The organism is Sulfuritalea sp. (assembly GCF_017302275.1).
Classification (GTDB): Bacteria; Pseudomonadota; Gammaproteobacteria; order Burkholderiales; family Rhodocyclaceae; genus Sulfuritalea.
The window spans coordinates 79,644-92,266 of the sequence record NZ_JAFLDR010000010.1 but is presented as its reverse complement, the minus strand read 5'-3'; the positions used below and the strand labels follow the sequence as shown (position 1 = coordinate 92,266).

General features: G+C 68.0%; 14 protein-coding genes. 1 reads left to right on the top strand and 13 read right to left on the bottom strand.

Annotated features, from left to right (window positions below; all coding sequences use genetic code 11):
- Positions 1-220: 220 nt before the first annotated feature.
- Both J0M27_RS07630 and J0M27_RS07625 read right to left on the bottom strand, forming a co-directional pair.
- Positions 221-787, bottom strand: a complete 567-nt coding sequence (locus tag J0M27_RS07630) for a hypothetical protein (protein WP_294989392.1) — start codon at positions 785-787, stop codon at positions 221-223.
- Positions 784-2,058 carry an ATP-binding protein gene (locus J0M27_RS07625; protein WP_294989389.1) on the bottom strand — a complete coding sequence of 425 codons (1,275 nt, stop codon included), beginning with the start codon at positions 2,056-2,058 and terminating at the stop codon, positions 784-786. The genes J0M27_RS07630 and J0M27_RS07625 overlap by 4 nt, the downstream gene beginning before the upstream one ends.
- A gap of 211 nt (positions 2,059-2,269) precedes the next feature.
- Between J0M27_RS07625 and J0M27_RS07620 the strand changes: the two genes are divergently transcribed.
- Positions 2,270-3,457: an MFS transporter gene (locus tag J0M27_RS07620; protein WP_294989386.1), complete on the top strand. Its 1,188-nt coding sequence runs from the start codon at positions 2,270-2,272 to the stop codon at positions 3,455-3,457.
- A 12-nt stretch (positions 3,458-3,469) separates the two neighbouring features.
- Here J0M27_RS07620 and J0M27_RS07615 read toward each other — a convergent pair whose 3' ends face one another.
- From J0M27_RS07615 to J0M27_RS07565, 11 genes are all read right to left on the bottom strand, one after another.
- A complete protein-coding gene (locus tag J0M27_RS07615; protein WP_294989383.1) occupies positions 3,470-4,345 on the bottom strand; it encodes an AEC family transporter in 876 nt (291 codons plus the stop codon).
- A 5-nt stretch (positions 4,346-4,350) separates the two neighbouring features.
- Complete coding sequence (gene hslU, locus J0M27_RS07610; RefSeq protein ID WP_294989381.1) at positions 4,351-5,676, bottom strand: ATP-dependent protease ATPase subunit HslU; 1,326 nt, start codon at positions 5,674-5,676, stop codon at positions 4,351-4,353.
- Positions 5,673-6,209 (bottom strand): ATP-dependent protease subunit HslV, encoded by a 537-nt coding sequence (hslV, locus tag J0M27_RS07605; protein ID WP_294989379.1) that lies wholly within the window; start codon positions 6,207-6,209, stop codon positions 5,673-5,675. Before hslV ends, hslU begins: the two co-directional genes overlap by 4 nt.
- A 20-nt stretch (positions 6,210-6,229) precedes the next feature.
- Complete coding sequence (locus tag J0M27_RS07600) at positions 6,230-7,357, bottom strand: hypothetical protein (RefSeq protein WP_294989376.1); 1,128 nt, start codon at positions 7,355-7,357, stop codon at positions 6,230-6,232.
- A gap of 135 nt (positions 7,358-7,492) precedes the next feature.
- Complete coding sequence (locus J0M27_RS07595) at positions 7,493-8,161, bottom strand: DUF1826 domain-containing protein (protein WP_294989373.1); 669 nt, start codon at positions 8,159-8,161, stop codon at positions 7,493-7,495.
- A 2-nt stretch (positions 8,162-8,163) separates the two neighbouring features.
- Positions 8,164-8,595 carry a hypothetical protein gene (locus tag J0M27_RS07590; protein ID WP_294989370.1) on the bottom strand — a complete coding sequence of 144 codons (432 nt, stop codon included), beginning with the start codon at positions 8,593-8,595 and terminating at the stop codon, positions 8,164-8,166.
- A gap of 25 nt (positions 8,596-8,620) precedes the next feature.
- Positions 8,621-9,394 (bottom strand): metal ABC transporter permease, encoded by a 774-nt coding sequence (locus tag J0M27_RS07585; RefSeq protein ID WP_294989367.1) that lies wholly within the window; start codon positions 9,392-9,394, stop codon positions 8,621-8,623.
- Positions 9,395-9,407: 13 nt separating this feature from the next.
- The gene (locus J0M27_RS07580; RefSeq protein WP_294989364.1) at positions 9,408-10,295 is read right to left on the bottom strand and encodes a zinc ABC transporter substrate-binding protein; all 888 of its coding nucleotides are present in this window, start codon (positions 10,293-10,295) and stop codon (positions 9,408-9,410) included.
- 9 nt (positions 10,296-10,304) lie between these two features.
- Complete coding sequence (locus J0M27_RS07575; protein WP_294989361.1) at positions 10,305-11,711, bottom strand: TonB-dependent receptor; 1,407 nt, start codon at positions 11,709-11,711, stop codon at positions 10,305-10,307.
- 60 nt (positions 11,712-11,771) lie between these two features.
- On the bottom strand, positions 11,772-12,137 hold the full coding sequence (locus tag J0M27_RS07570; protein WP_294989358.1) for a hypothetical protein: 366 nt from the start codon (positions 12,135-12,137) through the stop codon (positions 11,772-11,774).
- Between the two features lie 7 nt (positions 12,138-12,144).
- The gene (locus tag J0M27_RS07565) at positions 12,145-12,597 is read right to left on the bottom strand and encodes a transcriptional repressor (protein ID WP_294989355.1); all 453 of its coding nucleotides are present in this window, start codon (positions 12,595-12,597) and stop codon (positions 12,145-12,147) included.
- Positions 12,598-12,623: the final 26 nt, after the last annotated feature.

The following is a 12,623-nucleotide window of genomic DNA, read 5'->3' as shown; positions in this document are numbered from 1 at the left end:
AGTCCTCAGGCCGAGCGGTAGCGGGAGCAAGTGGCGGGTCTCGGATCGGTCACCGGGCATTGGCGCCACCAAATTGCCCCTTGTCGCTATGCCCGCTCTTGGCCCAAACCGCCGATCAACAACAAGTCGGCGCTGGCAACACGGCGATTTGCGGCCTGACGAGCGCCGCTCCCCGTCGCCCAACCCTCCCCGCATCGCAGCCGACCGGGATGCGCAAACCCTACCCGCGATCCTCCGGTTCGATCACGATTTCCGCCCGCGCATCGGCGACACCGAGTTCCGCCAGATCGCCGTCGCCGGCGCCGGACTCGACCACGCGATGCAGCAGGCCGTAGGCGACTCGCCATCGCTGGGGGCCGACCTGCAGGGTGACGGTCTTGTCGTTGAGGCGCAGGATCCGGCCGCCGCGTTGCCGGTGCTCGCGATCGACAAAACCGACCACGTCGCCGACGGCGACGGACTGGCGGCTCAGGCCATGCGGCACCTGTTCACGGATGTCGACGTCAGCGCCGTCGAGGTTGATCGCGGCATAGGAGATCAGCCAGCGCCGGCGGGTTTCCGGATCGAGCACCACCGCCTGCTTGCGACGCATCTCCAGCAACTGGCCCTTGACGGCGCGGTTGGCCTGCGCGTCGAAGTACTCGATGTTCGCGCCTGGCGCCAGCCGGGCCTGCACGGCGGCCATCCAGCCCGGCTGGTCGAGTACGCGGTCAATGGCGGCGCGCAGGCGGAAGAGGTCGAAGGCCGAGGCCTGGCCCAGCGTGGCAAGGATTTCGGTGTAGTTCATGCGCTTGCCTCCCGGAATTCGGCCTGCCACAGGGTGCTCAGGGGCACGGCCCACAGGCCGGGGCCGAACGGCAAGGTGAGGTCGCCGTCGTAGAGCACCAGGCCGGCACGGAATCGCTGTCCGCTGAGCAAGGCAAGTTGCCGCAAGCCGGAGAAATCGCTGCCGCCTACCGTTGCCGCCGACTTGACCTCGATGCCGACGATGTCGCCCGGCGTGTTCTCGATGACGAAATCGACTTCGCGCTGGCTCTTGTCGCGGTAGTAGTACATGGCGTGGCGGCGTTCGGACCAGGTGCAGAATTTGAGCAGTTCGCCGAACACGAAGCTTTCCAGCAAGGGCCCGAAACGGCTCCGCGACTGGACCGGCGAGATGTCGCCGATTTCCAGCAGCGCGGCCAGCAATCCCGAGTCGATGAATTGGAGTTTGGGCGTCCTGACCAGCCGACCCAGGGTCGTGCCCGCCCAGGCGGGAACGCGTTGCAGCAGGTACATCTGCTCGAAGACCGCGAGATACTTGCCTATCGTCTTGTGGTCGAGCCCGATCTGGCCCCCAAGTTGGGAGAAATTGCACAACTGTCCGGATACCTGGGCCAGCATCGCCAGCAGGCGGGGCAGGTGTTCCAGTTTGTCCAGGCGGGCGAGATCGCGGATGTCGCGCTGGATCAGCATGTCCAGGTACTGGCGCGCCCAGGCCTGGCGTCGCCTTGGGGTGGCGCGCGCGAGGGCTTCGGGGTAGCCGCCGCGCAGCACGCGATCGACGATTTCGCCGCGACCGGCGGCGGGATGGGGAATTTCGCCCCGGAACAGCCGGTCGATCCAGTCCTGCACGGCGCGGCTTTCAGGCGCCACCATTTCCGATTGGGACAGTGGCAGCAGGACCTGGTTTTCGATCCGCCCGGCCAGCGAGTCCGCCACCATCGGCAAGGTCATCAGGTTTGCCGAGCCGGTCAGCAGGAATCGTCCGGGCCGGCGATCGGCATCGACGGCCTGCTTGATCGCCAGCAGCAATCGCGGGGCACGCTGGATCTCGTCGATGACGAGCGCGTCGAAACCGCGCACCAGGCCGACGGGATCGTCGATAGCGGCCCGCAGGGTCGGCTCATGGTCGAGCGTCAGGAATGTCCGCGCCCCCGCCAACTGCCTGGCCAGCGTGGTTTTCCCGGATTGGCGCGGCCCGCTGATCAGGACCACGGGGGTATCGGCAAGCGCCTCCTCGATGCGCGGCGCGAGGAAGCGCGGATAGAGGGATCGGGAAGCCTCCTGGGCAGTCATCGCACTGGGTGTCCAAACGGGATGGGCGTCATTGCCAATTGGGAAGATATTGTCCTCCAATCGGGAAGATATGGCAACGCGACGTGACGGGAAGGGCTGCCAGCCACCCATCGCCCGCAGCGCGCCGCCATCAGTCGATTGACCGCACAAGCCGCTTGCGACGATACTCGACGGCCGCCCGACGCCGACTCCCGCCTGCGCCCTTTTCCCGATGACCCCGCCCCCGCCCGACACGCCGCCGCACGGACTCCTGATCGCCAACCTGCTGGCGCAGATCGCCTTCGGCCTGCTGGCGATGACGGTCTGCCTGCCGTCGATGCAGGAGTGGGGGGCGATCTTCGGCGCCGGGCAGGCCGGCGTGCAGTTGACGCTGAGCGGCTACCTGGTGGCCTACGGCGCGCTGCAACTGCTGTATGGGCCGCTGTCGGATCGCCATGGCCGCAAGCGCATCCTGATGATAGGGCTGGCGGTGGCCGGGATCGGCTCGCTGCTGGCGGCGCTGGCGCCGGACCTGCCGTCGCTGATCGCGGCGCGCACGCTGCAGGGCGCCGGCAGCGCCGCCGGCATGGTGGTGGGGCGGGCCATGGTCCAGGACCTGTTCCGCGGCCCGGAGCGCACCCGCGTGATGGCCTGGGTGGGCATGACGATGGGCTTCTGCCCGCCGCTGGCGACGGTGATCGGCGGGCAACTGCATGTCGCGCTCGGCTGGCAGTCGAACTTCCTGCTGGTCGCCGTGCTGGCCGCGGTGCTGCTGGTCGCGGCATGGCGCGGGCTGCCGACGCGCGAGCCCGCGGCGGCCCTCGATACGCACTGGCTCCACGACATGGGCATGGCCTATGCGCGGCTGGCGCGCGAGCCAGCCTTCCTGCTCCATGTCGCCATCCTGGCGATGACCACGGCGGCGTTCTACGTCTTTCTCGGCGGCGCGCCCATCGTGCTTGGCGGCTATGGTGTGGGCCCCGCCGATATCGGCTGGTACATCATGTGCGTGCCCTTCGCCTATGTCGCCGGCAACTTCCTCACCAGCCGCCTGATCCGCCGCCAGGGCGATCGCCGCATGATGGCCCTGGGCCAGCTTTTGACCCTGGCGGGAATCGCCCTGCTGCTGGCGCTGGCCGGGGTCGGCAGCCCGCTGGCCTTCGCCCTGCCGCTGATGCTGCTCGGCATCGGCCACGGCTTCCTGATGCCGCCGACGCTGGCGGGCACGGTGGGCGCTGTGCCGGCGCTGGCTGGCGCCGGCGCCGCCGTGGCCGGCCTGATGCAGCAACTGATGGGCGCGCTGGGCGGCTATTCGGTGGGGCTGGTGAGCCACGCGAACACGGTGAACCTTGGCCTGCTGATGCTCGCCTTCACGCTTTGCGCGATGGCGGCGCAGTTTCTGCTGCGGCGCCGCCACTGAGGCGGCGCGCCGCTATTTCAGCACCCAGGCCAGGGTCAGCGGGATCACCAGCAGCGAGGCGGTGTTGCCGACCATCACGATGGAGGCGACGCGCTCCGGCTCCTGCCGGTAACGCTCGGCGAAGATGTAGTTGAGTACCGCCGGCGGCAGCGCGCCGAACAGCACCAGCATCGCCGCATCGCGCCCGCTCAGCCCGAGCAGATGGTTCGCCAGCAGCGCCACCAGCACGCCGGCCAGCGGCGTGGTGAGCGCCCCGGCGATGCTGATCTTCCAGTCGGCGTGGCGGCTGTCGGTGAGGCGCACGCCGAGCGAGAACAGCAGCAGCGGGATCGACACGTCGCCCAGCATCTTGACCCCCAGCCACAATGGCTGCCACAGCGGAAACTGCAACAGGCTCACCGCCAGCCCCGCCAGCGCCGCGCCGATCACCGGCACCCGCCACAGGTTCCACAACCGGGCATGATGGTCGAGCATCCAGGTGCCCAGCGAGTAATGCAGGAAGTTCTCCACGAAGAACAGCACCACGGCGGCCGGCAGCGCGGCTTCGCCGAAGGCGAGCACCGCCAGCGGCAGGCCCATGTTGCCGGAATTCTTGAACATCATCGGCGGCACGAAGGTGTTGCTGGCGACCCCCAGCAGGCGCGCCACCGGCCAGGCCAGCAGGCCAGTGCCGAGCACCACGAGAGTGGCGCCGAGCAGCAGCGGCAGGTTCTGCGCGATGTCGAAGGACCTGGAGGCCAGCGCGGCGAACACCAGCGCCGGGACGAAGATGTCCATGTTGAGCTGGTTGGCGAAGGCCATGTCGGGCTTCTTCCAGCGTCCGTAGGCATAGCCCACGGCGACCACGGCATAGATCGGGAAGACGATGCCGAGAATTCTCTCCAGCATCGGATTCAGAGCACGTAGCGCGAGAGATCTTCGTTTTTCGCCAGTTCGCCCAGCCTCGCGTCGACGTAGGCGCCGTCGATGGCAAGCTTTTCGCCGACACGCTGGCCGGCATCGAAGGAGATTTCCTCGAGCAGCTTTTCCATCACCGTGTAGAGCCGGCGCGCGCCGATGTTCTCGGTCTTTTCGTTGACCTGGTAGGCAATTTCGGCCAGGCGCTTGATGCCGTCCGCGCCGAATTCCAGGGCCACCTCCTCGGTCGCCAGCAGCGCCTGGTACTGTCGCGTCAGGCAGGCGTCGGTCTGGGTCAGGATGCGCTCGAAATCATCGACCGACAGCGAATCGAGTTCGACCCGGATCGGGAAGCGGCCCTGCAGTTCCGGTATCAGGTCCGAGGGCTTGGCGATGTGGAAGGCGCCGCTGGCGATGAACAGGATGTGGTCGGTCTTGATCATGCCGTACTTGGTGCTGACGGTCGTTCCCTCCACCAGCGGCAGGAGGTCGCGCTGCACGCCCTGGCGCGAGACTTCGGCGCCGTGCGCTTCCGAGCGCGAGGCGATCTTGTCGATCTCGTCGAGGAAGACGATGCCGTTCTGCTCGACGTTCCGCAACGCCTCGGTCTTCACTTCCTCGTCGTTGATCAGGCGCGCCGCTTCCTCGTCCGCCAGCGACTTCATCGCGTCGCGGATCTTCATCTTGCGCACGCGCTTCTTGCCGCCGCCGATGTTCTGGAACATGCCCTGGATCTGCTGCGTCAGGTCCTCCATGCCGGGTGGGGCGAAGATCTCCATGCTGGCCTGGGGCGCGGCGACTTCGATCTCGATCTCCTTGTCGTCGAGTTCGCCTTCGCGCAGCTTCTTGCGGAATTTCTGGCGCGTACCGGAGTCCTCGCTCGCCGTGTCGCCGGCGCCGACTCTTGCAGACGGCAGCAGCACGTCGAGCACACGGTCCTCGGCGGCATCCATGGCGCGGTCGCGGACGATGCGCATGGCGTGTTCGCGGCCGTTCTTGATCGCCGTTTCGGCGAGGTCGCGGATGATGGTGTCCACGTCGCGACCGACATAACCGACCTCGGTGAACTTGGTCGCCTCGATCTTGATGAAGGGCGCATTGGCCAGCCGCGCCAGGCGGCGCGCGATCTCGGTCTTGCCGACGCCGGTGGGGCCGATCATCAGGATGTTCTTCGGCGTTATTTCGGTGCGCAGGGGTTCGGCAACCTGCATGCGGCGCCAGCGGTTGCGCAGCGCGATCGCCACCGCGCGCTTGGCGCGCGACTGGCCGACGATGTGTTTGTCGAGTTCGGAAACGATCTCCGCGGGCGTCATCTGGGTCATTCCAGAACCTCGATCAGGTGGTTCTGGTTGGTGTAGATGCACAGGTCGCCGGCGATCTCCAGCGACTTCCTGACGATTTCCGCCGGTGTCAGCGTGGTGTTTTCCAGCAATGCGCGCGCCGCCGACTGGGCGTAGGCGCCGCCGCTGCCGATGGCGACGATGCCGTGTTCCGGCTCCAGCACGTCGCCGTTGCCGGTGATGACCAGCGAATGGTCGCGGTCGGCGACGGAGAGCATGGCTTCGAGGCGGCGCAGCATGCGGTCGGTGCGCCAGTCCTTGGCCAGTTCCACGGCGGCGCGCATCAGCTTGCCCTGGTGCTGTTCCAGCTTGGCCTCGAAGCGCTCGAACAGGGTGAAGGCGTCGGCGGTGCCGCCGGCGAAACCGGCCAGGATGCGCTCGTTGTAGAGGCGCCGCACCTTGCGCGCGGTGGCCTTGATCACGATGTTGCCCAGCGTCACCTGGCCGTCGCCGCCCAGCGCAACGCAGTTGCCGCGGCGCACGGAAAGGATGGTGGTGCCGTGATATTGCTCCATGGAATTCCCCGCGTATCGGTTCAGATGGCCTTGGCGCGCAGTTCCGCGACATCGGCAAAGCCCTGCAGTTCGAGGAAGGCGGCGATCAGGGTGCTGAGGCCGACGATGCGCAGCTTCTTGCCCGCGGCCTGGAGCCGCGTCAGTACCTCGAGCAGGCTTTTCGCGCTGGGCTGGTCGATGCGCACCAGCTTGCGCGCGTCGATGTCGTAATCGTCGCGCCCGGCCAGCACGGCTTCAAGCGGCGCGAAGTCAGCCACGGCGGCGCCCAGCAGCTGGTCGTGCAGGCTGAAGCCCTCGGCCTTGGGCGGCGGCAGGGACGACAGCTCCGGCGCCTCGTCGCGCCGTTCCGGCAGGGCTTCCCAGGATGGCGGCGAGACCTCGAAGGTGATCGCGTAGTTCACTGCCGCCTCCTCGAAGGCGTCCTGCCGATAGGCCTGCTGATAGAGCTCGAGCAACAGCAGCCACATCGCCTCGTTGCTGCGTTCGCCCACCACCAGCTTGGCCGACAGTAGTTGCGCCAGGTGGTCGGGACTGCCGAAGACGAACTCCTTGCGCGCCTTCTTCAGCGCGGCAAGGGCACGCATCATCAGCGTGGCGCCGTCATTGTCGGCATCCTCGAGCTTGGCCAGGTCCATGCGCACCATGGGGCTGGTCGCCGCCAGCTTCATGGTCTGCTTGAGCACTTCACCGACGCGGGCATTGAGCGCGCCGGTAAGCGAGACGTGGGCGCGGCCGCCGGTGGTTTCGGTGGCACTGTGCTCGCTTTCGGCCGCCGCGGTCCACGCCGGCGGCGACTTCTCGAAGCGCCGCGCGAAGGTCAGTGCCAGCGCCTCGAAAGCGGGCCGGCGGCCGAGAACCTGCAACAGGTCGAACAGGCCGCCCCAGGCCCGCAGCGCGGCATCCCCCAGATCCTCGCCGCTCTTGAGAGCGGACTCCAGCCGGCGCATGGCATCCAGTTCCTGCCCGGCGGCATACAGGGTCGCGGCCTCGGCCAGGGCCGCTGGAAGTGGCGCCCGCAACGGTGGCGCGGGCGGCTCGGGTTGCGCCGGCACAGGCAGCTCGTTCAGCGGTACCAGCGCGAGTTCGGACGCGGCCGGCTGCGCCGGCGGCGCATTGAACGCGCCGGGCACCGTGAAATCGAGGGACATCAGATCGTCTTCGTCTGCCACTGATCTGGCGCAGCTTCCGTCGCGCTGCCTGTGTTGGGGGCCGGTCAGTATAAACGAGGGATCAGTTCCCGAACGGGCGGGAAACTCGGACAGTGGCCGCGCCCCCTTTCCGCATCAGTCCCAGATAGCGTCGATCGCGACCAATATGCGTGGTGCTTGCTCCACGAGCACTGAGGGTGATCGGTGGATGATGCCCCTGCCGGCATTGCCCTGCCACAGGTCGCCTTTTAGCAGCGCGACGGCAAATGGTGGCACGGCATGGATCCCACGTGAGTCTCGGATCAATCCCGATGTCTCGTCGGGCTGGCCGCCGCTACGCGCGCCGAGTAAGTTGCGATCGGCAGCGGCGGCGTCCAGCCATTCCGTTCCCGGCCCGCGAAAGGTACACAGCATGCGAATGCCGACATGGTCGACATGGAAGCGCGGGCACATCGCGCGCTCGATGACTTCCAGGCGCAATCCGACGGATCTGCAACCGAGCAGATCGCCATACAGTTCAGCCAATCCGGTGATGTCGCCGACCAAGGCCTCGCGCCCAGGCAGGTCAGGCAGGTCGATTTCGGACTTGCCGGAGCCCTCACCAGTCCCCAGCTCGGCCCGAAAGCCGCTGCACAGCCTGCCGGTCGCCGCCGCCCGAGCCAGATAGCCCGAAATCCCCGCATCCACTGCCCGCGGCAGCACGGCGATCTGCACCGCCTCCTCGAAGATGGCGGCGAGGTCGCCGGCCTCGGCGCAGTGCGCAACGATCGTGGCACTCGGCGGCAACTCACATGGCGCGTTCATGCTCAGTGCGCCGGCTTCCCGGTCAGCCGTTCGATGCGTTTGACGACCTCCATCACCTCGGCGTGGTGTTTCGCCATCGCCTTGTGGTGCCGTGCATGCTCGCGGTGCTGCGCGGCCTGCTTCTTGTGTTCCACGGCCAACGCCGGATCGGCCTTGCCGGCCTTGAGCGCGTCCTCGTGGGCCTTGATGCGGGCGCCATGTTCGGCCATGGCCTTCTCATGCTCATCAATTGCCTTCTCGTGCTCGTCGATGTCCTTTTGCAGGCTGGCGAGCGCTTTGCGTGCACGCTCGTGGTCCTTGCGCCAGGCCTGATGCTCCTTGGCCCAGGACTGATGCTCGCGCGCATGCGTGGCATGCTCGGCCTGCGGTGTGGCGGCGGCCGCGCCGCCAAAGGCGGTCAGTGCGACCGCAAGAACGATTGCATTGGTTTTCATGGTGAATCCCCTTGTCAAAATGGAATCAGGAAAAGTCGGCGCTGGCGGGACGGCGCCAGACAACCAGGCCGGCGACGGCCAGTGGCACCAGCAAACAGACGATGGCGGCGCCGGCCGGCAGATCGAACACCAGCGAGCCGGCGAGCCCGCCGCCGTAGCCCAGCGCGCCGACGCCGAAGGCGCCGGCCAGGCGGCGATTGCCGCCCAGGGCGCGGGTAGCCACCGCCGGCGCGATCAGGCTGGCAAACACCAGCAGTACGCCGACCAGTTGCACCGAGGCGGTGACGGCGACGGCAAACAGCGCGTAAAAAGCAAAGCCTTCGCCGCCGCCGCGACGCGCGAACCACGCCCGGCCGGCCAGCACGACGGCCGACAGTGCGGCCACGACACCGATCTGGCCCCAGCCCGCCCAGAGTATCTGGCCGGCCAGGAGGTCGCGCAGATGCTCGCCGCCGTGCGGGTTACCTGCCAGCAAGAGGATGCCGGCAGCAGCGGCGAAGACGAACAGCAGCCCGATCAGGGCTTCCTGAATGTCCGGCCAGCGTCGCTCGCAGAACGTCAGCAGTGCCGCCGCGGCCAGGGCGGCGATTCCCGCCGCAAGCTGGGCGCCGAAGCCGCCCCAATGGTCGTCGAGATGCGCCAGTCCGGCGACGATGACGCCCAGCGCCGCCACCTGCGCCACGGCAAGATCGATGAAGATGATGCCGCGCCGGAGCACGGTAATGCCCAGCGGCACGTGGGTCGCCAGCACCACCAGCCCGGCGGCGAAGGGCGCCGCCAGCAGGCCGAGATCGGACACGGCAGCGCTCACCTCACAAGCCCTTGAGCAGGCGCTGCACGGTGGTCTCGAACAGTGCCGTCAGGTCGGCCGCCTCGGGCGCGCCGACCGTGAATGGCAGCACCACGGCCGACACCTTCGCCTCCCGCGCGAACCACTCCGCGGGTCGCGCCGAGTTGTAGGCGGCACGGATCACCATGCGCGGACGGCTTGTCGCCGCCTGGTCGCGCACCAGGGCCAGGTGGGCCAGCGAAGGCTCGACCCCGGGCTTGGGCTCCAGCGCGGCCACCTCGCGCATGCCCAGCCAGTCGTAGAGGTAGGCCCAGGCCTTGTGCTGCGAAACCACGGCCACCCCCTTCAGCGGCGCCGCCTGCGCTTCCCAGCGTTTGATCTGTGCGCGCCAGCGGTCGGCGAAGGCGGCGTAAGCCGTGCGGTAGGCCGCGGCATTTGCCGGGTCGACCTGGGCCAGGCGCGCCGCCAGCGCCTCGCCGACGGCGAGCATGTTGCGCGGATCGGTCTGGATGTGCGGGTTGCCGGCGGCATGGACGTCGCCGTCGGCGCGATCCAGCCGCGCCGGAACTTCCAGCATGCGCACCGCGCCGGCCGCCTCGAAATACCCCGGCTGCCCGGACTGGATGCGCGGATTGCCCGACTCGCGCTGCACCACCGGCAGCCAGCCGACCTCCAGTTCGGCACCGGTGGCCAGCAGCAGATCGGCGTTGCGCGCCCGGGCGATCAGCGAAGGCCGCGCATCGATGTGGTGCGGGTCCTGCAAGGCCGTGGTGGCCGAACTCACCTTGATTTTGTCGCCGGCAATTTCCTGCGCCAGTGCCGCCCATTCCGGCACCGTGGCCAGCACGTTCAGCGCCGCCTGCGCCGGCAGGGCCAACACCGCGGCCAGAATCACGAAAAGTTTCTTCATTGCCGCCCCTTAGAACTTGTGCGCGCCGTGGGCGCCCAGGCTCATGATGTACTGCAAGGTCACCTGGTTGTCGGTCACACCCATCATCGCCCTGTCACGAGAGTACTGCAGGCGCAGGCGCGAGAACTCCGAGTTGCTCCAGTCCAGCATCACACTGTCCTTGCGCGGCTTGAAGTCGGCGAAGTAATGGTTGCCGGCATCGAGCAGGCCGAATACCGTGGCACTGTCGAAGGACTTGGTGCCCTTGGCCAGCCAGTCGTGGCGGTAGCCGGCGCGCCATTTCGGCATGAACTGGAACACGGCCGATGCATAGCCCCCGCTCTGGCGAGTCGACAGATCGCCCAGCGCCGCGCCGCCGGTACAGGTGGTGGCATTGGCCGCATCGGCGTCATCGCAGCGCCAGGTGCCATTCTCGGTGCGGCGGAAAACCTCGCCTTGCAGCTTCAGGCTGCGATCCGAGGCATTGCCGTTCGGCGCCCACTTCCAGACAAAGTCAGCGATGGCGGTACGGCTCTTGCCGCTGAAGAAGCTCTCCGCCTCGACCCCGCCGGTATCCTCGAAATGTGCGGCGCGGTCGGATGCCTTGGTGTGCAAGAGCGACAGCCCCGCCTGCCACGCGTTCGACGCACCGACGTCACCGCCGGTCTTGACGAAGATCGCGCCGGCGCCACTGCCGTTCTTGTTGCGGTCGGTGCCGGGGAAGCCGGCGCCGCGGCCGACCTCGGCGCCGAACTGCAACAGGAAGGGCGTCGGGGCCAGCCACTTCAGCTGCACGCCGTCCTGCCGATAGCCCTCGTTGCCGAACAGCACCTTCTGCATCAGCGTGGCGTCGGCGAAGTCCCACTCGTGCGGATGCTGTGCGTTCTGGTAGCCGATGTCCGAGGCGAAGCGCCCGGCGCGCACGGTAAAGCCGTTGCCCAGGCCCAGCGTCGACACGCTGGCTTCCTCGACCTCCACTTCGCCGTCGCCGGTGACGCCGAAGCGGGAAACGCCGCGGAAGTTCGGGTCGATGTTGGCCGAGAGCATCAGCTCGGAATGTTCGAGCGACAGGCCGCGCTTGTCGCCGTGTTCGTGCCCGGCCGGCCAGTAGCCGGAAACGGCGCGTTCGGGTACATCCTTCATGCGCTTGGCCTGGCCTTGCAGGACGAGGCCGATCTCGGGATTGAAGGCATTGGCCTTGGCCTCGCCGGCACGGGCCGTCTGGGTGGCCGCCTTGTCGGCGGCGGCCTTGGCCTGGGTCGAGGTCGACTCGGCCTGCACCAGGCGCTTCTCCAGCGACTCGATGCGTTGTTCGTAGGACTTTCTCATCTGCGCGATCTCGTCGCGCAGGGATTGCAGGTCGGCGTCGGCGGCGACGGCGGGAAATGCCGATAGCGCACCGGCGGCAGCCAGCGCGAACAATGACACGTGGTTCATGACGTACTCCAGGTAGACAGGGACAGGCCCGACGCGGGGCGCCGGGCGGAAGAATCCGGATCAGGCCTGGAACGTGGGAGGTGCGCGACTGCGAAAGGCGGCGCACGAGCCGAAAGTCGGCACTGGCGACACGGCACAGGAGAGTCCCTGATCGCGGCAGCGCGGGTCGAAACGGGCAGGCTGCCCGGCAGCGGGCAGCATGTCGGCGCCCAGGCCACTGGCACAGGCGGAGCAGGCATGGGTCAGCGCTTCGGCACCGCCATGCTCGCTGTCTTCGTCGCTGGCACCGGCATCGCCGCCGGCGACGGCATGGGCAAGGGCGTCACCGACATGGCCAACCATGTGGGCCAGCGCCAGTTGCTGGCCAAACAGCAACTGCAATACCAGCCAGCAGGCCAGCAGGACTTGGCGGCGGGGGCGCCTCATGCGGCCCTCATGAGGTACCCGCACCGCAGCCGGCACACAGCCCGCGCAGGTCGAACTCGACCTGCTGCAGGCGGAAGCCGCGTGGCAGCCTGGGCGGCGGCGGCGGCTCGGCCTTGAGGCAGAACACCCCGCCACAACCCGTGCAGCGGAAATGGACGTGCTTGGCATGCTGGCGCTGCGACCCGGCGGCGGAGAAGCGGAACACGCCGCGCGTATCCACGGCCTTCAACGCCAGGCCGCAGGCCACCAGCGAATCGAGCACGCGGTAGAGCGTGACGCGGTCGATCGCGGCATCGCCGGCGCCGGCCGGCAGCGCTTCCATTTCCGCATGCGACAGCGGCTGGCGCGCCGCGCGCAGCGCGTCGAGCACGCGCACCCGGCCGCGCGTCACCTTGACGCCGGCGGCGCGGATCAGTTCGGACGACAGGGAGTCTTCGGTGGTAGCGGTTGCGCGAGCCATGCGCGCATGAAACCACAGCCCGCCTT

Excerpts from the sequence above, each read along its gene's own strand:
- J0M27_RS07580 (WP_294989364.1), bottom strand. The coding sequence starts at position 10,295 with ATGAAGAAACTTTTCGTGATTCTGGCCGCGGTGTTGGCCCTGCCGGCG.
- hslU (WP_294989381.1), bottom strand. The coding sequence starts at position 5,676 with ATGACCCAGATGACGCCCGCGGAGATCGTTTCCGAACTCGACAAACAC.
- J0M27_RS07575 (WP_294989361.1), bottom strand. The coding sequence starts at position 11,711 with ATGAACCACGTGTCATTGTTCGCGCTGGCTGCCGCCGGTGCGCTATCG.
- J0M27_RS07565 (WP_294989355.1), bottom strand. The coding sequence starts at position 12,597 with ATGGCTCGCGCAACCGCTACCACCGAAGACTCCCTGTCGTCCGAACTG.
- J0M27_RS07620 (WP_294989386.1), top strand. The coding sequence starts at position 2,270 with ATGACCCCGCCCCCGCCCGACACGCCGCCGCACGGACTCCTGATCGCC.
- J0M27_RS07630 (WP_294989392.1), bottom strand. The coding sequence starts at position 787 with ATGAACTACACCGAAATCCTTGCCACGCTGGGCCAGGCCTCGGCCTTC.
- J0M27_RS07590 (WP_294989370.1), bottom strand. The coding sequence starts at position 8,595 with ATGAAAACCAATGCAATCGTTCTTGCGGTCGCACTGACCGCCTTTGGC.
- J0M27_RS07600 (WP_294989376.1), bottom strand. The coding sequence starts at position 7,357 with ATGTCCCTCGATTTCACGGTGCCCGGCGCGTTCAATGCGCCGCCGGCG.
- J0M27_RS07625 (WP_294989389.1), bottom strand. The coding sequence starts at position 2,058 with ATGACTGCCCAGGAGGCTTCCCGATCCCTCTATCCGCGCTTCCTCGCG.
- hslV (WP_294989379.1), bottom strand. The coding sequence starts at position 6,209 with ATGGAGCAATATCACGGCACCACCATCCTTTCCGTGCGCCGCGGCAAC.
- J0M27_RS07570 (WP_294989358.1), bottom strand. The coding sequence starts at position 12,137 with ATGAGGCGCCCCCGCCGCCAAGTCCTGCTGGCCTGCTGGCTGGTATTG.
- J0M27_RS07615 (WP_294989383.1), bottom strand. The coding sequence starts at position 4,345 with ATGCTGGAGAGAATTCTCGGCATCGTCTTCCCGATCTATGCCGTGGTC.
- J0M27_RS07595 (WP_294989373.1), bottom strand. The coding sequence starts at position 8,161 with ATGAACGCGCCATGTGAGTTGCCGCCGAGTGCCACGATCGTTGCGCAC.